The following is a 19,741-nucleotide window of genomic DNA, read 5'->3' as shown; positions in this document are numbered from 1 at the left end:
TCAAATTTGAAATTTACATAACGGGATCAAATACCCAGCCCTATTGCGAACAAAAATCGCGCACCATCTTCGGAACCGAAGCAGGAGTATTGTGTCGTCACCTTATTAATGATCGTCAGCCAGAAGCCGCCGCCGTAAGAGGTATGCCATCTGCGGGAATGTTCGCCCGGAAACCAGACACGGCCGTAATCGAAGCCGGCGAACAGCCCGTATTTGAGCGGCGTGAACGGATTCCTGATTTTCCCCATATCCAGGCGGAAGTCGGTATGCTGGTAGAAAGACTGCTTGCCGATGAAGCGGTTATCCCTGAATCCCCGCAAAGTGATGCCGGCAGCCTGGTAGAAGTCGTATTCATTGCGGTACAACAGCTTCGCCTCCACACCTGTTTCGATCGAAAAGCGGTCCGAACAGCGGAACGTGGCGGAAACATCTAACTTCGAGTAGGGGAAATTGCGTCCGGCCTCCTTCAGGTTCATTTTCCAACCGATCGTTGCTGCGATATCCAGTTCCGGAACAAAGGCGGCCGGGGCCATGCCGACCTGCCAGGCGGCCTCTACCCCGGCGAAGAGATTCATCCCGAACACAGGGTGATTGCCCGGATACACTTCATCGATATACCGGCCTTCGGTATGCTTGGCTTTGTACATCTCGAACGAAGCGGACAATGTCAGCTGCCTGTCCTGTTTCATTTCCATACGGAAAGACGGAACCACCGAATACTGTCGGAGGGTAACGCGGTTATAGGACTTGCCCTTGTCTTTAAACCCTTCCGAATCATTGCCGTAGCCAAAGAAGTTGAAGAAGTTACGGGGCGAAGCGATAAAGGCATCCAGATTGAAACTTTTCCGTCCGTCATAAAATGGGAAAGTCCCTTGGTACATGAACCCGCGCAGGTAGTTATATCCGACACGATGACGGAATGTAAAAGGGGATTGCTTGAATCCGTACATCGTATAGGTGAAGAATGCGCCCAAACTGAAGCCGGCATCCGAATCGTAGAAACCCCAGGGAGTAAAGTCCGCTTCCTTATATTTTACTTTCTCGTAGTCGTAATTGTGGATGGCCGGATCATCTGAAATGATCTTACGGACACCGGCAATCCCTTCCAGATGCTTCCGGTCGGACTCGTAGGCGTAAATGCGGAGCTTGCGGACCTTCTCCGCCTTGTAGGTATTGTTCCCCGGACCGGAAACAAGGTAGACGGGAAACTCCCGCCGCGCCTTTCCTGTGACTTCATACTCATCGTTCCCGTCCAGACCATACAGCCAGATCTCCTCTGTGCTGCCGGCGGAATATTTCTTTTGGAAAGAGGGGACAGGACTTCCTTTTCGGTAGATCCGGACCAGCAGGCTGTCGCGGCCGAAGCGTTCGAGCAAGATCCGGTCGTCTCCTTCCGTTCCGGTCAGGACAGGCGTACGCTGCAATTTCTTATAATAGCGGCGGGCCATATACGGGAGGCTGTCGCGGCGGATGATCAGTTTCTTTTTGATGGCTTCCGTCTCGGCTCCCCGTATCTCCGGAGGGAGGGAAAGGAAGGCTTCATCGATGACCGCGTCGGAGAGCTTCTTCCGGAGGGCGAGGGCCTGTGCCGTCCAGACCGATTCGTCCGCACCGCTTACCAACGCCATGTCGAGCGTATAGCCCAGCGTGTTTATCTTGCCGATATCCTTCGGATGGCTACCGTAGTCGGTGATGAAACCGAGTCCCAGCACCTTCAGCATGCGTTTGAAAAGAATACCGTCGACTTTGGTAAAGGCATGGCTGCGATCGAGGACGATCGGGCTGAACAGAATGCTGTCGGCCGTATGGTTCGCTTGCCAATTCCAGTTTTCCGGGATTTTGTTCCAGTCCCCGATCAACATGTCATAGAGGCGCTCGGCGATATACTCTTCCGGGTTCACCCGGCGGGATTTGTCCTGCCGGATCTGGTTGAGCAAGGCGACGGTTGAGAGGATGTTCTTCCGGGTGGCAGTGTCGGGTACATTCCGTAGGCTGACCAGCCGGTTACGGATGCGGCTTCCGTCGGCAATCGTGTCTCCCTTCTCCTCGCCTTGCATGAAATAGATATGGGGATTGTTGAAGTTCAATCCTGCCGCTTTTGCCATCCGGTCGGCCGCAAGAAAGGTATATGGGTTGATGATGGTATAAGCATCCCCGATAAACGCATCGAGATAAGTTCCTTTGAAATCTTTCTTATTATACATCTCGCGAAAGAACTTGGATTCGAGGAAACTGGTCGAACCTCCCAACGGTTTGAGCATATACAGGCGATTCAGCCGGTCGGAAAGGATCAGGGCGTGGAAGTCCGCCGCTTGCTCCATGATCTCCATACCTCCCCGAAGCGTTTGCAACGTAACGGCCTCGGCTGTGACCGGAATCGAATAGAGCGCCCGGTAATGTACACCCCACAGTTTATTATACAGGTCGCTTTTATCCTTCATCTCCTGCGGATAGATCGAACGCCTCACAGTGTCCTGCTCCACCGCTCCCGCACCTGTACAAAAGGAGAACGGCAGGATGGATAGCAGGCAGACAAGCAGGCTCCTGTAACACTGACATATTTGCTTAAATTTTCTCATCAGGGAAATAACATTTAAGCAGAATCAGTTGTTTACCGGATCATTGGACAGCGCTTTGGACGGCTCCATATCTTCAGGTTCAGAACCGTTCCTGAAAGTAAAGAGGCAGAACTCCGGATTCCGGTCTCAGCGGGTTGCAACAATAATGCCGCCTTCCGGTTGGATAACCAGCTGCATTTCCCCATCGGCTTTTACAACGGTTTCCGACATACGGGGATTGCGTTTCTTATCATCGTCGTAGACAGTGGCTTTCTTTCCGGCGATCATCGGAAGGGATACTTTCAGCTTCAAAGGTTCTTTGCCAGCATTGACACCGGCAACATACCATCTGTCACCGTGCCGGCGGGCCAGGGCACAATACTTGCCGGGGTAACCGTCGATGAAAAGGGTCTCGTCCCATGTGGTCGGAACCTGCTTCAAGAAGTCTATCTCAAAATCGGGAACATCCGTCAGGTTATTCGGAGTAAGGGCAAAGTTCTGGATCGGGTTTTGGAACAGGACAGCCGTTGCCAACTGGAAAATATCCGTTGTTTTGCGAACCGTACCGCCATCGTTCGTCCGATTATGCCGCTTGTTCAGCAGAACACCGCCAAACTCCATGCAACCGACCGTGTTGCGTATGAACGGATGCAGGCAGGCGTTAAAGGCCTCGTTGTCGTCAAAATGCTGGTTGAATATCAAATTCTCGGATGCTAAGACGGCTTCGCTTCCGACATAATTCGGATACATGCGTTCCCAACCGCGAGGAAGAGTGCAACCATGGAAGATCACCATCAGGCCGTTGTCGTCCGCGTCGCTCAGGATCGCTTCATACAGACGCATCGTCTCCTGCTTGTCTCCGCCGAAGAAATCGACTTTGATGCCTTTCACTCCTAAGCTGCGGAGCCATTTCATTTCCCGTTTACGGACGATAGGATTATCCATGCGGTTGACCGGACCTTGTTCGATATCATTCCAATAACCGCTGGAGCTATACCAGAGAAAGACATCCACCTGCTTGCTATGCGCATACCCGACAAGCGATTTCATGCGGTCGCGCCCGATGTTCGTATCCCACCAGTTATCGATCAGGATATACTCATAGCCCATGGCAGCGGCCAGATCGACATATTTCACCTGATCGTCATAATTGATGCTTCCATCCTGCCAGAGAATCCAGCTCCATGTGCCCCGCCCGAAACGATAGTCGTGCTCCGTCTCGTAGAGCGGTTCCACCACATCCCAGGGAACAGTCGTTTCGACAATCGGTTTCAGCGTCTCGCCAACGGTAAGCGTGCGCCACGGAGTGCAGCCGGGAAGAGCCAGGCCGGGAGCAACCGTCCCGTTCCCATTATTTTCTTCCGGCATAGGAAAAGCAAGCGTGTACAAACCTTCCGCCGTAGCATCGCTCAAGTGTGAAGCACAATAATGGCTGTCGACTCCCGTCTCGCTGACAAGCACCCATCCGTCATCTCCGATGCGGAACAGGCAGGGGAAAGTATAGCCATGTCCGTATTGCGAACGTTCATATATAGGAGCATCCGCCTTGTATTCCTCTTCGTAGCTCGGTTTCGTCCGCTTCCAACCGATCATGGCATCGCTTTGCGGTGTCAGGAAGGTGGTCGTATATGAAGGGAAATCGAAGCCGGTAGCTTCTTTCTCGATCACACAACTACCGGTTTCCCCATATCGCGGCATCACATAGCGAAAAGCGATATCGTGATTGCTGACACGAAAAACGACATCGATCTTCCGCTTATCCGGATTGACGAACGTGCAGGTCAGTTCGTTCGCCTGATAGCGGATATTCGACTGCTTGATACGATCCTGCACATAACATTTGTCTATCCGGCCTTCCTTATGCTCCACATAGGTCAGGTCCCGACTAAAGTCTCCGGCATTCGAAACAAGTCCCAAAGGAGAATCTTCCAAAACCGTTTTATCCTTATAGCTGACCCGATAGACCGGTTTCCCGTCTTTCAATGAAACGAGCACTTTCAGCTGCTGATCCGGACCTGTCACCGACAGTTCTTGTGCCGGCAACACGGGAGCAGTCAATGACAGGGCCAATATTATTAAATAAGATTTCATAATTTGATACGATAAACGGAAAAACTAAGCGGTTTCAAATTCACTTCCACTTGCGGAGCCTCTATCTCGATATCGGAAACGACCGGGACTACCGCCGAAGGATTGCATAACGTATTTTTGGCTTCCAGGTCGGAAGAATGGAGCAACGTAAGCGTCCCTTTATGTTTCCCGGCTGAAAGACCGTTCAAGTTCAACTTGATCCGTTTGTTACGGATTCCGGTATTGGCGACTTTGATGATAAGTTCGTCCGAACGCTTGTCGACAGCCGCCGTAGCATACAAATCCTGCTGTCCGGTAACCGGTTCGCCCTGCATGGTCAGCGGAATGACGTTAGTACCGGCATTATGGCCATACAACTGCTGCACATAATAGTTAGGAGTCTTTACCAACGAAAGGTTGTCGAACCAGATCAGGTCCGGGCGCCATTGCCAAGCGTCTACATGGGCGAAAAGCGGAGCATACGTGCATAAGTGCACCACATCCGCATTCCGTTCGAAACCGGTCATAAAGGCGGCTTCGCACAAGGCGGTCAGGAAACTGTTCTCGCGGTTGGCAGGATGACAGGCATATTCGCCGGCAAACACTTTCGGTCCCTGGCGGTCATACGAGTCATAGCGTTTGGCTCCATTCAGGAACCATTCGGGAGACCGGTAGAAATGTTCGTCCACCAAATCTACTTTCAGACGCTTCATTTCCGGCCAGAGATAATCGAAATCTTCTCCTTCCGATTGCGGACCGGAACTGCCGATGATCTTTATCTCCGGATATTTGGCACGAATCGCTTTGACAAACGGTTCGAGACGTTCGGGATAAAGCGGTCCCCACTGTTCATTACCGATGGCGATCAGTTTCAGGTTGAAAGGAGCCGGATGTCCCATATCGACGCGTATTTTCCCCCATTTACTGGTTGCCGGACCGTTGGCGAACTCAATCAGATCGAGGGCGTCGTCTATATAAGGTTGCAATTTGTCAACCGGACAATTCTCGTTCGGATCCTGGTTCTCATACTGGCAGGAAAGGCCGCAGTTCAATACGGGAAGCGGTTCCGCCCCGATATCTTCGCTCAACTGGAAATATTCGAAAAAGCCCAGACCGTAGGATTGATAATAATCCGGAAACTTCTTATACGAGAACGTATAGTTCCAACGATTGATGTTGATCGGACGGTTCTCGACCGGACCGATCGTGTTTTTCCATTGGTAACGGGTAGCCTTGTTCGTTCCTTCCACGATGCAACCGCCGGGAAAACGGAAGACACCCGGTTTCAGGTCTTTCAAAGCCTGTGCCAGGTCGGCACGCATACCGTTCGGACGATTGTTGAATGTCTTTTGCGGAAACAGTGAAATGTGCTCGAGATCGACAGTTCCTTTCGTCGCCATCGTGATACGCAGACGGGAACGGGCCTCCGTCGCTCCCGGCGTCAGGACAACCGTGTATTTCTTCCATTCCTTGCCGCTCACCTCGATCTCTTTTTGCTCGTACAGGTCGTTCTGACTGTTCACCAGGTTGATACGCAACTTGATCGGCATGCCGGACTGACTGCGGGCATATAAAGAGAAATCGTACTTCTCCCCTTCCCGGATACCAATCCCTTTGAAGCCTTCATTGTCAAGACCAGTTCCGGTCAGTTCCTTTTCATACGAAAGGCGGACATAATGGGGATTGCGGTCGAAGCAGGGATTCTTGGTCTGCACACTGACATTTCCGAAGGGCGTCCAACCTACGAAAGGGTTTTCAAACTCAAAAGAACGGTTCTTGATAAGTTCGGCATACAGGCCTCCATCGGCACCGAAATTGATATCTTCAAAAAAGATCCCGTACATGGTCGACTGGATAGGTGCACCTGTTTTCTGCACATCTATCTTAAATTCATTACTTTGTGCCATTAAACTGAGAGCGCCCATGCTAAACAGACATAGGGAAATGGCTTTTTTCATACTTTTTGTCATAGGTATGTGTTTTTCCGTGAATATAAAGATTATTTAGTTGCAAATATACACTAATAATTTCGATAGAAGGGAGACAAATCGTTCATTTTAGTGTATAAAAAGCCGTTTTATGCTATAAAACATCTTTAAAGTAGTGCATGAATACAAAGAAGAGAGTAATTTTACACACAATTTTGAAACTATATTTACATGAAGAACGAAAGCACGCTGTCTGGCTTAACTGTAGCTAATTTCAGCAAGCAAATAGACGGCAAGGAGACGATGCTGTGTATCCTTACAAATAACAAAGGAGCAGAACTTACCATTACCAACTACGGTGCAAAAATTGTATCGCTTATGGTACCGGATCGGTCCGGGAAGTTAACCGATGTAGTGACAGGACACAATTCCATAGACGAATACCTGGTATCCGAAGAACCTTATTTCGGAGCGATCTGCGGACGATACGGCAACCGTATCGCAGGCGGAAAATTCACATTGGATGGTGTCGTGTACGATAAACTGGCTATCAACAACGGGCCGAACAGTCTGCATGGGGGTCTGAAAGGCTTCAATTCCGTTGTCTGGGATCTGAACAAAATCGACGGCCAGACAGTGGAGTTGAAATATACGTCTGCCGACGGTGAGGAAGGTTTCCCCGGAAAGCTGGACACGACGGTGACCTACCATCTTTCCGATGACAATGAGGTCGTAATCATGTACCATGCAGTAACGGATAAACCGACCGTACTGAACCTGACCAACCACTCCTACTTCAACCTCTCCGGCCAGGGCGATCCTTCCGTATACGATCACAAACTGACAATCAATGCAGATTACTATCTTCCGACCGATGAAACGGCTATTCCTTACGGTCCGAAGGAAAAAGTAGAAGGAACCCCGATGGACTTCCGCACTCCGCACGAAGTGGGCGAACGTATCGATGAAGATTTCGAAGCGCTGAATTTCGGAAAAGGATATGACCATACATATATATTAAATAAAAAAGAAGAAAACGAGCTGTCGCTCTGCGCCCGTTGCGTATCGCCCAAAACCGGCATCGTAATGGAATGCTACACGACACAGCCGGGCGTGCAATTATACACAGGCAACTGGATGACGGGCAATTTCGTCGGAAAGAACGGCCAACGCTATCCGGCACGTGCCGCCCTCTGCCTGGAAACACAGCACTATCCCGACAGTCCGAACAAACCGGAATATCCGTCCACCGTTCTACGTCCGGGCGAAACATTCCAGAGCAAGACAATCTATAAATTCACAACAGAATAAGACTATTCAATCGACCTAAATAATTAATAATCTAAATATCTAAAAAGAAATGGAGTCAACTAAACAAAAAAGTTATGTATTACCTATAGCGATGATGTTCGCATTGTTCGCTATGATCTCTTTCGTTACGGGTCTGCCTCAACCTTTCGGGGCAATTGTTCAAAATGAGTTCGGAGCATCCAATTTCGAAGCCACTTTAGGTTTCTTCGCAAACTTTATTGCATATGCTTTCATGGGTATTCCGGCCGGTATGCTTTTGCAGAAGATCGGCTACAAGAAAACAGCTTTGATCGCGATCGTTGTCGGCTTTGTGGGTGTCGGTATTCAAGTCCTTTCCTCTAAAATGGGATTTGCCACCTATGTTGCCGGTGCATTCGTTTCCGGTTTCTCCATGTGTATGTTAAATACAGTCGTAAACCCGATGTTGAACACATTAGGCGGCGGTGGTAAAAAAGGTAACCAGTTAATCCAGATGGGTGGTTCGTTGAACTCGGTATCAGCAACTATCGTTCCGGTTTTGGTCGGTTATCTGATGGGAACCGTCGTTGAAGAACGTACGATTGCTAAAGCATTGCCGGCTCTGTACATCGCAATGGCCATCTTCGCCGTGGCATTCCTGGTATTATTCATCATGAATATCCCGGAACCAAGTCTGGCTAAAGCAAACAACAATGCAAAGAACGAACACAGCCCGCTTGCATTCCGCCACTTCAAATTAGGAGCATTGGCTATCTTCGTATATGTAGGTATTGAAGTCGGTATTCCTCACTTTGCTGGTCTGTTCATGATGACACCCGAAGCCGGAGGCGGTCTGGCAATCGACTCAACAATTGCCGGTTCTGTAGTCGGGACCTACTGGTTCTTGATGTTAATCGGACGTCTGGTCGGTGCTTCTTTAGGAGGCAAGTTTACAAGTAAGGCCATGCTTACAGTGGCATCCGGTGTCGGCATCCTGTTCATTATCCTTGCCTTTATCTGTCCGATCACGACAATGGTAAGCATGCCTGTATTCAAAAGTGACATTTCATTCGGTGTGGCACAAGTTCCTATCAGCATCATGTTTATGGCGCTTTGCGGTCTTTGTACTTCTATCATGTGGGGTGGTATCTTTAACCTGGCTGTCGAAGGTCTGGGTAAATATACGGAAGCCGCTTCCGGTATCTTCATGGTTTTGGTTTGCGGTGGTGGTATTTTACCGCTGATCCAGGGCCAAATCGCTGACATGTCCGGATTTATGACCAGCTATGTAGTTATTCTGATCGCGCTGGCATACCTGTTGTTCTATGCTTTGGTTGGTTGCAAGAACGTAAACAAGAACATTCCTGTAGAATAAAAAACAAGTGTAACTATATGATTGAAGAAATTATCTAACTATATTTGTAGTCGGATAATTTCTTCAATTGTTTAATAACCTAATTAAAAACAAATCTATCATGAGACAAAAAATCAGAAATAAATTTCAGGAGTTATTCTCAACAGAAGGTAGCGTATATGCATCTCCGGGCCGTATTAACCTGATTGGCGAACATACCGATTATAACGGCGGTTTCGTATTTCCGGGTGCTATCGACAAAGGCATGATTGCCGAAATCAAACCGAACGGCACAGGTAAAGTTCGTGCTTTCTCTGTTGACCTGAACGACTACGCCGAATTTGGTCTGAACGAAGAAGACGCTCCCAAAGCAAGCTGGGCAAGATACATTTTCGGTGTTTGCCGCGAAACCATCAAACGTGGCGGACAGATCCAGGGATTCGACACCGTGTTTGCAGGTGATGTACCTCTGGGTGCAGGCATGTCCTCTTCCGCAGCATTGGAAAGTACCTACGCATTTGCTTTAAACGACTTATTCTCCCTGAACATCGATAAATTTGAATTAGCTAAGATCGGTCAGTCTACGGAGCATAACTATTGCGGTGTAAACTGCGGTATTATGGACCAGTTCGCTTCCGTATTCGGAAAAGAAGGTAGTTTGATCCGCCTGGATTGCCGTTCACTCGAATATAAATATTTCCCGTTCCATCCGGTCGGCTACAAATTGGTTTTGCTGGATTCTGTCGTTAAACACGAACTGGCATCTTCGGCTTACAACAAACGCCGCCAGTCGTGCGAAAACGCCGCCGCCGCTATCCGTCGCAATCATCCAGAAGTCGAATTCCTGCGCGATGCGACAATGGATATGCTGAATGAAGTCAAAGGCGACATCAGCGCTGAAGATTACATGCGTGCCGAATATGTGATCGAAGAAGTACAGCGCGTACTCGACGTTTGCGACGCTTTGGAAAAAGACGACTACGAGACCGTAGGCAAGAAGATGTACGAAACACATCACGGCATGAGCAAATTGTACGAAGTCAGCTGCGAAGAATTGGACTTCCTGAACGATGTAGCCAAGAAATGCGGTGTAACCGGCTCACGTGTGATGGGTGGCGGTTTCGGTGGTTGTACAATCAACCTGGTGAAAGAAGAAAAATACGATGCATTCGTAAAAGAAGCATTCGAATCTTACACTGCTAAATTCGGTCACGAACCTAAGTTGTATAATGTAGTAATCAGCGACGGCGCACGCAAGCTCGCATAATAAATTAATTATAATTCCATAAAATCATGACAGCCGCTTTTTATCAGAACGAAACCAAATTTTACGTTGCAGTAGATTGTATCATACTCGGATTCGATCAAAAAGAGCTCAATGTTTTACTTTATAAACGTAAGTTTGAACCTATGATGGGACAATGGTCTCTGATGGGCGGTTTTATCAAAGCAGGTGAAAGTATCGAGGAAGCCGCGTCACGCGTACTTACCGACTGTACCGGCATCGATAATCTTTTTATGGAACAAGTAGGTGCTTACGGAGATGTTACCCGCGACCTCGGAGAGCGGGTGATCTCCGTAGCATACTATTCACTCGTCAATATGAACGACTTCAGTGCCGAGACACTGGAGGAACACAATGCGGTCTGGACCAAGATCAGCGAGGTCCCGCAACTTATTTTCGACCATAACCAAATGATCACCGACACATTGGTCCGTCTGCGCAGAAAAGCGGCTACCCGCCCGGTCGGATTCAACCTGCTTCCCGAAAAGTTTACGTTACCGCAATTGCAAAGCCTGTATGAAGCTATCTACCAGATCCAGCTGGATAAGCGCAACTTCCGCAAAAAACTGAATGCGATGGATATTCTGGAAAAATTGGATGAGAAAGACAAGAAAGGTTCCAAAAGAGGAGCTTTCTATTATATGTTCAACAAAGAAAAATACGATCATCTGCTCGAACAAGGGTTCTATTTCTCCTTATAGGAAAGGATATCGAATGTTTTTTCATTTCCATTCCGATGGAACTATAATTTCATGGGCATGGAACAAACTTCTCATGACCATGAAACAACTATCTTACGGCCATGGAACAGAAATCCCATACCAGTAGAATAAAAAGCAAAAACAAAGGTAGCTATGTTGTAAAACATAGCTTTTTTTGTACACTCGCCGTACTAAAGTGTTACTTTTACACCCGAACACATACAAACCACAAATAAAGAAGTAATAAGTATGGTTGAAGAGTTAAAAGAAAAGGTTTTTAAAGCCAATCTGGACCTGGTAAAACACGGATTGGTCATTTTTACCTGGGGAAACGTAAGTGCCATAGACCGGGAAAAAGGCCTGGTCGTAATCAAACCTTCCGGAGTTTCTTACGAAACGATGAAAGCCAGTGACATGGTGGTGCTCGACTTGGACGGGAATGTTATGGAAGGCAGCCTCAAACCATCATCGGACACTCCTACTCATTTGGTCCTGTACAAGTCATTTCCGGAAATCGGGGGAATCGTACACACTCACTCAACATATGCTACATCCTGGGCACAGGCTGGGTGCGACATTCCGAATATCGGCACGACACACGCCGACTATTTCAGCGACGCTATTCCCTGTACCCGCCCGATGAAGAAGGAGGAGGTTGAAGGTGATTATGAGAAAGAGACCGGCAACGTGATCGTCGAACGCTTTAAAGAACTGAATCCGGTACACATTCCGGGAGTCCTGGTGGGAAACCACGGCCCGTTCGCATGGGGCAAGGATGCAGCAGAAGCCGTCTACAATGCGGTCGTAATGGAACAGGTGGCCAAGATGGCGTATATCTCGTACGGCATCAATCCCCAATTGACCATGAACAAATATCTTATCACAAAACATTTCGAGCGCAAACACGGCCCGAATGCTTATTACGGACAAAAATAAATAACATAACAATTAAATCAATAAACCATGACAAATTTTAAAGATCTTGAAGTATGGTTCGTAACGGGAGCACAGCTTCTGTACGGAGGTGATGCGGTGATTCAGGTGGATGCTCATTCCAATGAAATGGTAAAAGGATTAAACGAATCCGGAAACCTGCCTGTAAAAGTAGTCTACAAAGGGACTGTTAACTCGGCAAAAGAGGTAACGGCTGCATTCAAAGCCGCCAACAACGACGACAAATGTATTGGTGTTATTACCTGGATGCATACTTTCTCGCCGGCCAAAATGTGGATACACGGACTGCAGGAACTGAAAAAGCCGTTGCTTCATTTCCACACCCAGTTTAACAAAGAGATACCCTGGGAAACGATGGATATGGACTTCATGAACCTGAACCAGTCCGCTCACGGCGACCGTGAATTCGGCCATATGGTAAGCCGGATGCGTAAAAACCGCAAAGTTGTGGTAGGTCACTGGCAAGATCCGAAAGCACAAGCCAAGATTGCAGTCTGGATGCGCGTGGCGGCAGCCTGGGCCGATGCGCAGGATATGCTGATCATCCGTTTTGGCGACCAGATGAATAACGTAGCCGTTACAGACGGTGACAAGGTGGAAGCCGAACTGAAATTAGGTTATCATGTCGATTACTGTCCGGTAAATGACCTGATGGAATACTACGACACGGTAGAAGACAAAGACGTGGAGGAACTTGTCGGACAGTATTTCGCCGAGTACGATCATGCACCCGAACTGGAAGATAAAAATACGGAAGCCTATACGAAAGTATGGAACTCGGCAAAAGCCGAAATCGCCATCCGCCGCATACTGAAAGACAAAGGGGCAAAAGCCTTTACAACCAATTTCGACGACCTCGGCAATTTCGACCAGATTCCGGGCCTGGCATCACAACGCCTGATGGCGGAAGGCTACGGCTTCGGCGCCGAAGGCGACTGGAAAACAGCCGCCCTGTACCGCACCATGTGGTTCATGAGCCAGGGAATGCCGAAAGGTTGCTCCTTCCTCGAAGATTACACTTTGAATTTCGACGGCGAAAAGAGCGCAATCCTCCAAGCACATATGTTGGAAGTTTGCCCCTTGATCGCCGAACATAAGCCGAAGTTGGAAGTACACCGTCTGAGCATCGGCATAGACAGTGAAACGGCCCGCCTCGTATTCACCAGCAAACCGGGTGAAGGCGTTGCTGCCACAATCGTCGACATGGGAAACCGTTTCCGCCTGATCGTAAACAAAGTGGATTGCATCAAGAGCAAACCGCTACCGAACCTTCCGGTTGCCAGCGCACTCTGGATTCCGCAGCCAAACCTGGAAATCGGTGCTGCCGCCTGGATACTGGCCGGAGGAACACATCATACGAGCTTCTCCTACGACCTGACTGTGGAATATATGGAAGACTATGCCGATATCGCCGGTATCGAACTGGTGGTGATCGACAAGGATACAACTATTTCCAGCTTCAAGAAAGAATTGCAGTACAACGATCTGTATTATATGTTGAACCGCGCATTACAGGCTTGAGTCATGGCAAACGAAAAGTATGTTATAGGCTTGGACTACGGCAGCGACTCCTGTCGCGCCGTAGTCGTAGATGCTGCGACAGGGCGCGAAATAGCTTCGGCTGTCAAGTACTATTCCCGCTGGATGGAAGGGAAATATTGCAACCCCGCAAAAAACCAGTACCGTCAGCATCCGTTGGATTACATAGAAGGGTTGGAAGCCACAGTAAAGGATGCACTCGCACAATGCCCTGACGGGACAGCGCCGAACGTGGTCGGCATTGCTTTCGATACGACCGGAAGCACACCTGTCCTGACCGACAAGAACGGTACTCCCCTCGCCTTGCTGCCCGAATATGCAGAAAACCCGAATGCGATGTTCGTCCTCTGGAAAGATCATACCGCCATCCGGGAAGCCGCCGAGATCAACGAACTGGCGAAACGCTGGGGCATCGACTACACCGCCTACGAAGGCGGCATCTATTCTTCCGAGTGGGTATGGGCCAAGATGGCGCATGTCCTCCGTGTAGACGACAGTGTCTGCAAGGAGGCCTATGCCTGGATCGAGCATTGCGACTGGTTGCCAGCCCTTATCACCGGGAAGACCAAACCGGAAGAGGTGTACCGCAGCCGTTGTGCAGCCGGACATAAAGCGATGTGGCTGGAAAAATGGGGCGGACTGCCAACCGAGGAATTCCTGACCTCGCTTGAACCGAAGCTGGCCGGTTTCCGTAGCCATCTGTTCGAGAAAACTTATACCAGCGATACGAAAGTAGGTACATTGACGCCGGAATGGGCGGAACGTCTCGGTTTGACAACCGGCGTGGCTGTTTCGGTCGGCGCGTTCGACTGCCATATGGGAGCTGTCGGAGCCGAGATCACTCCCCGTACATTCGTGCGCGTGATCGGCACGTCGACCTGCGACATTATGGTTTCATCTTATGAAGAAATGGGCGACAAACTGGTTCCCGGCATCTGCGGCCAGGTGGACGGTTCCGTTATCCCCGGCATGATCGGGTTGGAAGCCGGACAATCCGGCTTCGGCGATATTTATGCCTGGTTCAAACGCGTGCTGGCATGGCCGCTCGAAAACATCTTGGCCAAGAGTACCCTGGTCGATGAAGAGACAAAAGCCAAGCTGATCGAGGAAACGGCAGACAAGATCATTCCCGTCCTGTCCGAAGAGGCTGCAAAAGTGCCGGTGAGCGAAAGCACGATCCTGGCAGTCGATTGGATGAACGGTCGCCGCACCCCCGACGCCAGCCAGCTGGTGAAGGGTACGATCACCGGTCTCAACCTGGCAAGTTCCGCACCGCTCATCTTCCGCGCCCTGGTGGAAGCGACGGCCTTCGGCTCGAAAGCCATTGTCGACCGCTTCCTGGAGAACGGCATCAAGATCGAGAGTGTGATCGGAATCGGCGGCATTTCATTGAAATCCCCGTTCGTCATGCAGACTTTGGCGGATGTGCTGGATATGCCGATCAAAGTGGCCAAAGCGGAACAGGCTTGCGCTTTCGGAGCTTCCATGTTCGCAGCCGTAGCAGCCGGTATATATCCTAAAATCGAGGATGCACAGCGGTCTATGGGACAAGGTTTTGCAAAAGAATACCAGCCGAATCACGAAAATCACCTGGCGTATCTTGCTCTTTATGAGAAATATCGGAAATTAGGGAACTTTACCGAAAATGAATTGTTTCATTGACAGGATGGTCATTACGAAGAGATTGCCTATCTTTGCAAAAAAATAAAAATAATTCATCACAATGAACGATATTAATTTAATGAACAAAGCAGCGGACAACATCCGTATCCTGGCTGCGTCAATGGTAGAAAAAGCGAAATCCGGTCACCCCGGTGGTGCAATGGGTGGTGCAGACTTTGTGAACGTACTGTTTTCAGAGTTCCTCGTGTATGATCCCAAGAATCCCACATGGGAAGGCAGAGACCGCTATTTCCAAGACCCGGGACACATGTCACCGATGCTTTATTCAGTACTCGCCCTCACAGGTAAATTCACGATCGACGAACTGAAAGAGTTCCGCCAGTGGGGTAGCGTGACTCCGGGACATCCCGAAGTCAATGTGATGCGTGGTATAGAAAACACATCCGGTCCGCTCGGACAAGGCCACACCTACGCCGTAGGTGCCGCTATCGCAGCCAAGTTCTTGAAGGCGCGTCTGGGTGACGTCATGAATCAAACGATTTATACATATATTTCCGACGGTGGCATTCAGGAAGAGATATCCCAAGGAGCCGGACGTATTGCCGGTACGCTGGGACTGGACAACCTGATCATGTTCTACGATGCCAACAATATCCAGCTTTCGACAACCGTAGGCGAAGTGACTGCTGAAAACGTAGCCATGAAATACGAAGCATGGGGCTGGAAAGTCATCACGATCAACGGAAACGATGTAACGGAAATCCGCCGGGCATTGACCGAGGCGAAAGCCGAAACATCCCGTCCTACCCTGATTATCGGTAACACGATCATGGGCAAAGGCGCCGTGGGTACTGACAAGAGCAACTACGAAAACAAGGTGTCCACACACGGACAACCTCTTTCGGCAGCCGGCGTCTCTATCGCAGACACCATCCTGAACTTGGGAGGAAACCCGGACGACCCGTTCCAGATCTTCACTGAAGTTGCAGAACTTTATGCTAAACGTGCCAAGGAGTTGGAAGCAATCGTTGCAGAACGCCATGCCGCGAAAGCCGAATGGGCGAAAGCCAATCCGGAACTGGCTGCCAAAATGGAACAATGGTTCTCAGGCAAAGCACCGGTTATCGACTGGAAAGCGATCGAACAGAAAGCAAACCAGGCAACCCGTGCCGCTTCCGCAACCGTGTTAGGCGTATTAGCCACCCAAGTGGAAAACATGGTCGTTTCTTCAGCCGACCTTTCCAATTCGGACAAGACCGACGGCTTCCTGAAGAAAACACACGCATTCGTGAAAGGCGATTTCAGCGGTGCATTCCTTCAGGCCGGCGTTTCCGAACTGACGATGGCCTGCTTATGTATCGGCATGTCGCTCCACGGAGGCGTAATCGTCGCTTGCGGTACGTTCTTCGTATTCTCCGACTATATGAAACCGGCAATCCGCATGGCTGCCCTGATGGAACAGCCGGTTAAGTTCATCTGGTCTCACGATGCTTTCCGCGTAGGCGAAGACGGCCCGACACACGAACCGGTCGAGCAGGAAGCGCAGATCCGTCTGATGGAAAAACTGAAGAACCACAAGGGACACAACTCCATGTTGGTACTTCGTCCGGCAGACGTGACCGAAACGACAATCGCCTGGAAGATGGCCATGGAAAACACAGCCACTCCGACAGCTTTGATTCTTTCCCGTCAGAACATCACTGACCTGCCCGCAAAGGGGAACCGTTACGACGAAGCTTTGCAGGCTGAAAAGGGTGCTTATATTGTAGAAGGTGACGAAAACCCTGATGTAATCATGGTCGCTTCCGGTTCGGAAGTCTCCACATTGGAAGAAGGAGCAGCATTGCTTCGTGCCGACGGCATCAAGGTCCGCATCGTATCTGTTCCTTCTGAAGGCTTATTCCGCAACCAGAGCAAGGAATACCAGGAATCCGTCATTCCGACAGGAAGCAAGGTATTCGGGCTTACAGCCGGCCTGCCGGTCAACCTGGAAGGGTTGGTTGGCGCCAACGGCAAGGTTTGGGGACTCGAATCATTCGGGTTCTCCGCTCCGTACAAGGTACTGGACGAAAAACTCGGCTTCACGGGACAGAACGTGTACAATCAGGTAAAAGAATTATTGAACTAATAGATTTATGATTTCAGGTTTATGATTTATGATTTACCAACTCTTCATAAATCATGAATCTGAAATCACAAATCCCAACCTCCTCTAACAGATAAATATGAAAACATTAGGTTTATGTAGCGACCACGCAGGATACGAACTGAAAGAATTCGTGAAACAAATACTCGACTCGAAAGGGTTAGCCTATAAAGATTTCGGAACCTGCTCGACAGAAAGTTGTGATTATCCCGATTACGCCCATCCGCTTGCCGAAGCTGTAGAAGCCGGCGAAGTATATCCCGGAATAGCTATCTGCGGATCCGGAAACGGAATAGCCATGACACTCAATAAACATCAGGGAATACGGGCCGCTCTGTGCTGGCAGGAAGAGATAGCACGTCTCGCACGCGAGCACAACGACGCCAACGTACTTGTAATGCCCGGCAGATTTATCAGTCAAGAGGAAGCCACTCACACGGTCGAAGCCTTCCTGAACACCTCGTTCGAAGGCGGTCGGCATCAGCGCAGGATTGACAAAATCCCTAAAATCATGTAAAACACTATTATGGCAACATTAGACTTCATTGTAATAGGGCTATTCGCTTTAGCTCTAATTGGGATTATTATATGGGTATCTAAACAAAAACAAAACAACTCTGCCGACTATTTCCTCGGCGGCCGCGATGCCACCTGGCTCGCTATCGGTGCATCCATTTTCGCATCCAATATCGGTTCGGAACATCTTATCGGACTGGCAGGAGCAGGAGCTTCCAGTGGCATGGCAATGGCCCATTGGGAAATCCAGGGATGGATGATCCTGATCCTCGGCTGGGTATTCGTCCCCTTCTATACACGCAGTATGGTGTACACAATGCCTGAATTTCTGGAGAGGCGATATAACCCGCAATCCCGTACCATCCTTTCCATCATCTCATTAATCAGTTATGTATTGACAAAAGTAGCCGTTACTGTTTATGCCGGCGGATTGGTGTTCCAGCAGGTTTTCGGCATCAAGGAATTGTGGGGGATCGACTTTTTCTGGATTGCGGCGATCGGGCTGGTCTTGTTAACCGCTCTTTATACGATTGTAGGGGGAATGAAATCCGTTCTTTACACATCCGTACTCCAAACCCCGATCCTGCTGTTAGGCTCGCTGATTATCCTCGTGCTCGGCTTTAAGGCATTAGGCGGCTGGGATGAAATGATGGCTGCATGCAAATCCGTCGTCGTAAACGATTACGGCGATACCATGACGCAACTGATCCGTGACAACCGCGACCCGCAATATCCGTGGCTCGGTGCGTTGATCGGTTCCTCCATCATCGGCTTCTGGTATTGGTGTACCGACCAGTACATCGTGCAGCGTGTCCTTTCGGGCAAAGATATGAAGCAAGCCCGCCGTGGCGCCATCTTCGGGGCCTACCTAAAGCTGCTCCCGGTATTCCTCTTCCTGATTCCGGGAATGATCGCTTTTGCATTGAGTAAAAACGGAGTGGTGATCAATGGCGAGGTATTCAAGCTCTCCATCCCGGATGCAGCCTTCCCGACACTGGTAGCGAAACTGCTTCCGGCAGGCGTGAAAGGGCTTGTCGTATGTGGTATTCTGGCCGCTCTTATGAGTTCGCTGGCCTCCCTGTTCAACTCGTCGGCAATGTTGTTCACGATCGACTTTTATAAACGTTTCAAGCCGGAAACGCCCGAAAAGAAGCTGGTTGTAATCGGTCAGATCGCAACAGTCGTAATCGTGATTCTGGGTATCCTCTGGATTCCGATCATGCGCAGCGTCGGAGATGTCCTCTATAATTACCTTCAGGACGTACAATCCGTACTGTCACCGGGCATCGCCGCCGCCTTCCTGTTGGGTGTTTGCTGGAAACGCACTTCCGCCCAAGGAGGCATGTGGGGAATGCTGGCAGGTATCATCATCGGTATTACCCGCCTGGGAGCCAAAGTTTATTACAGCAATGCGGTCGACGCATCCGACAACCTGTTCAAAGCCCTGTTCTATGACATGAACTGGTTGTTCTTCTGCGGATGGATGTTCCTCTTCTGCATCATCCTGACAATCATTGTCAGTCTTTGCACGAAAGCCCCCGAAGCCGGAAAGATACAAGGTCTGGTATTCGGAACGGCGACGCCGGAAGAGCGGGCGGCCACACGTGCAAGCTGGAATCATTGGGATGTGATCCATTCCGTTATCATCCTGGGTATTACGGCTGCATTCTATTGGTATTTCTGGTAATACCGGCAAGCAACCGGAAGAGACACAAGAACCCGTGTTTTCCAAAATCTCTGTCACTCTATCACACTTTCTCTTGTATGCTTTGATATTCATAACGTGGAAGGTGTGATA

Annotated in this window: 13 protein-coding genes; 10 read left to right on the top strand and 3 right to left on the bottom strand. The window is 49.6% G+C overall.

Annotated elements, in window-relative coordinates; translation table 11 throughout:
* Positions 1-26 precede the first annotated feature (26 nt).
* From RDN79_RS04915 to RDN79_RS04905, 3 genes are all read right to left on the bottom strand, one after another.
* Positions 27-2,579, bottom strand: coding sequence for a hypothetical protein (locus RDN79_RS04915; RefSeq protein ID WP_298547315.1), 2,553 nt, complete (start codon positions 2,577-2,579; stop codon positions 27-29).
* 126 nt (positions 2,580-2,705) lie between these two features.
* The gene (locus RDN79_RS04910; RefSeq protein ID WP_298547318.1) at positions 2,706-4,649 is read right to left on the bottom strand and encodes a glycoside hydrolase family 97 protein; all 1,944 of its coding nucleotides are present in this window, start codon (positions 4,647-4,649) and stop codon (positions 2,706-2,708) included.
* Positions 4,646-6,598 carry an alpha-L-arabinofuranosidase C-terminal domain-containing protein gene (locus RDN79_RS04905; protein WP_298547320.1) on the bottom strand — a complete coding sequence of 651 codons (1,953 nt, stop codon included), beginning with the start codon at positions 6,596-6,598 and terminating at the stop codon, positions 4,646-4,648. Before RDN79_RS04905 ends, RDN79_RS04910 begins: the two co-directional genes overlap by 4 nt.
* Positions 6,599-6,787: 189 nt before the next feature.
* Here RDN79_RS04905 and RDN79_RS04900 point away from each other — a divergent pair, with 189 nt between their 5' ends.
* From RDN79_RS04900 to RDN79_RS04855, 10 genes are all read left to right on the top strand, one after another.
* Complete coding sequence (locus RDN79_RS04900; protein ID WP_298547322.1) at positions 6,788-7,867, top strand: aldose epimerase family protein; 1,080 nt, start codon at positions 6,788-6,790, stop codon at positions 7,865-7,867.
* Between the two features lie 49 nt (positions 7,868-7,916).
* Positions 7,917-9,200: an MFS transporter gene (locus RDN79_RS04895; protein WP_298547324.1), complete on the top strand. Its 1,284-nt coding sequence runs from the start codon at positions 7,917-7,919 to the stop codon at positions 9,198-9,200.
* Between the two features lie 100 nt (positions 9,201-9,300).
* A complete protein-coding gene (galK, locus tag RDN79_RS04890; protein ID WP_374044480.1) occupies positions 9,301-10,446 on the top strand; it encodes a galactokinase in 1,146 nt (381 codons plus the stop codon).
* Positions 10,447-10,472: 26 nt separating this feature from the next.
* Positions 10,473-11,165, top strand: a complete 693-nt coding sequence (locus tag RDN79_RS04885) for an NUDIX domain-containing protein (protein WP_298547326.1) — start codon at positions 10,473-10,475, stop codon at positions 11,163-11,165.
* Positions 11,166-11,414: 249 nt separating this feature from the next.
* Positions 11,415-12,101 (top strand): L-ribulose-5-phosphate 4-epimerase, encoded by a 687-nt coding sequence (locus tag RDN79_RS04880; protein WP_298547328.1) that lies wholly within the window; start codon positions 11,415-11,417, stop codon positions 12,099-12,101.
* Between the two features lie 27 nt (positions 12,102-12,128).
* The gene (araA, locus tag RDN79_RS04875) at positions 12,129-13,640 is read left to right on the top strand and encodes an L-arabinose isomerase (protein ID WP_298547330.1); all 1,512 of its coding nucleotides are present in this window, start codon (positions 12,129-12,131) and stop codon (positions 13,638-13,640) included.
* A 3-nt stretch (positions 13,641-13,643) separates the two neighbouring features.
* A complete protein-coding gene (locus tag RDN79_RS04870; protein ID WP_298547332.1) occupies positions 13,644-15,320 on the top strand; it encodes a ribulokinase in 1,677 nt (558 codons plus the stop codon).
* Positions 15,321-15,381: 61 nt separating this feature from the next.
* Positions 15,382-17,409, top strand: coding sequence for a transketolase (locus RDN79_RS04865; protein ID WP_298547336.1), 2,028 nt, complete (start codon positions 15,382-15,384; stop codon positions 17,407-17,409).
* A gap of 97 nt (positions 17,410-17,506) precedes the next feature.
* Complete coding sequence (rpiB, locus tag RDN79_RS04860) at positions 17,507-17,944, top strand: ribose 5-phosphate isomerase B (RefSeq protein WP_298547339.1); 438 nt, start codon at positions 17,507-17,509, stop codon at positions 17,942-17,944.
* Between the two features lie 9 nt (positions 17,945-17,953).
* Complete coding sequence (locus tag RDN79_RS04855) at positions 17,954-19,630, top strand: sodium:solute symporter (RefSeq protein WP_298547341.1); 1,677 nt, start codon at positions 17,954-17,956, stop codon at positions 19,628-19,630.
* The last annotated feature ends 111 nt before the right edge of the window (positions 19,631-19,741 follow it).

This window comes from uncultured Parabacteroides sp. (assembly GCF_902493135.1).
Classification (GTDB): Bacteria; Bacteroidota; Bacteroidia; order Bacteroidales; family Tannerellaceae; genus Parabacteroides.
Note: the sequence above shows the minus strand (reverse complement) of the source record. Positions and strands in the feature narration are given on the sequence as shown.

Coding starts and splice junctions, on each gene's coding strand:
- RDN79_RS04910 (WP_298547318.1), bottom strand. CDS start 4,649: ATGAAATCTTATTTAATAATATTGGCCCTGTCATTGACTGCTCCCGTG.
- RDN79_RS04880 (WP_298547328.1), top strand. CDS start 11,415: ATGGTTGAAGAGTTAAAAGAAAAGGTTTTTAAAGCCAATCTGGACCTG.
- RDN79_RS04895 (WP_298547324.1), top strand. CDS start 7,917: ATGGAGTCAACTAAACAAAAAAGTTATGTATTACCTATAGCGATGATG.
- RDN79_RS04885 (WP_298547326.1), top strand. CDS start 10,473: ATGACAGCCGCTTTTTATCAGAACGAAACCAAATTTTACGTTGCAGTA.
- RDN79_RS04900 (WP_298547322.1), top strand. CDS start 6,788: ATGAAGAACGAAAGCACGCTGTCTGGCTTAACTGTAGCTAATTTCAGC.
- RDN79_RS04855 (WP_298547341.1), top strand. CDS start 17,954: ATGGCAACATTAGACTTCATTGTAATAGGGCTATTCGCTTTAGCTCTA.
- RDN79_RS04915 (WP_298547315.1), bottom strand. CDS start 2,579: ATGAGAAAATTTAAGCAAATATGTCAGTGTTACAGGAGCCTGCTTGTC.
- araA (WP_298547330.1), top strand. CDS start 12,129: ATGACAAATTTTAAAGATCTTGAAGTATGGTTCGTAACGGGAGCACAG.
- RDN79_RS04865 (WP_298547336.1), top strand. CDS start 15,382: ATGAACGATATTAATTTAATGAACAAAGCAGCGGACAACATCCGTATC.
- RDN79_RS04905 (WP_298547320.1), bottom strand. CDS start 6,598: ATGACAAAAAGTATGAAAAAAGCCATTTCCCTATGTCTGTTTAGCATG.
- rpiB (WP_298547339.1), top strand. CDS start 17,507: ATGAAAACATTAGGTTTATGTAGCGACCACGCAGGATACGAACTGAAA.
- galK (WP_374044480.1), top strand. CDS start 9,301: ATGAGACAAAAAATCAGAAATAAATTTCAGGAGTTATTCTCAACAGAA.
- RDN79_RS04870 (WP_298547332.1), top strand. CDS start 13,644: ATGGCAAACGAAAAGTATGTTATAGGCTTGGACTACGGCAGCGACTCC.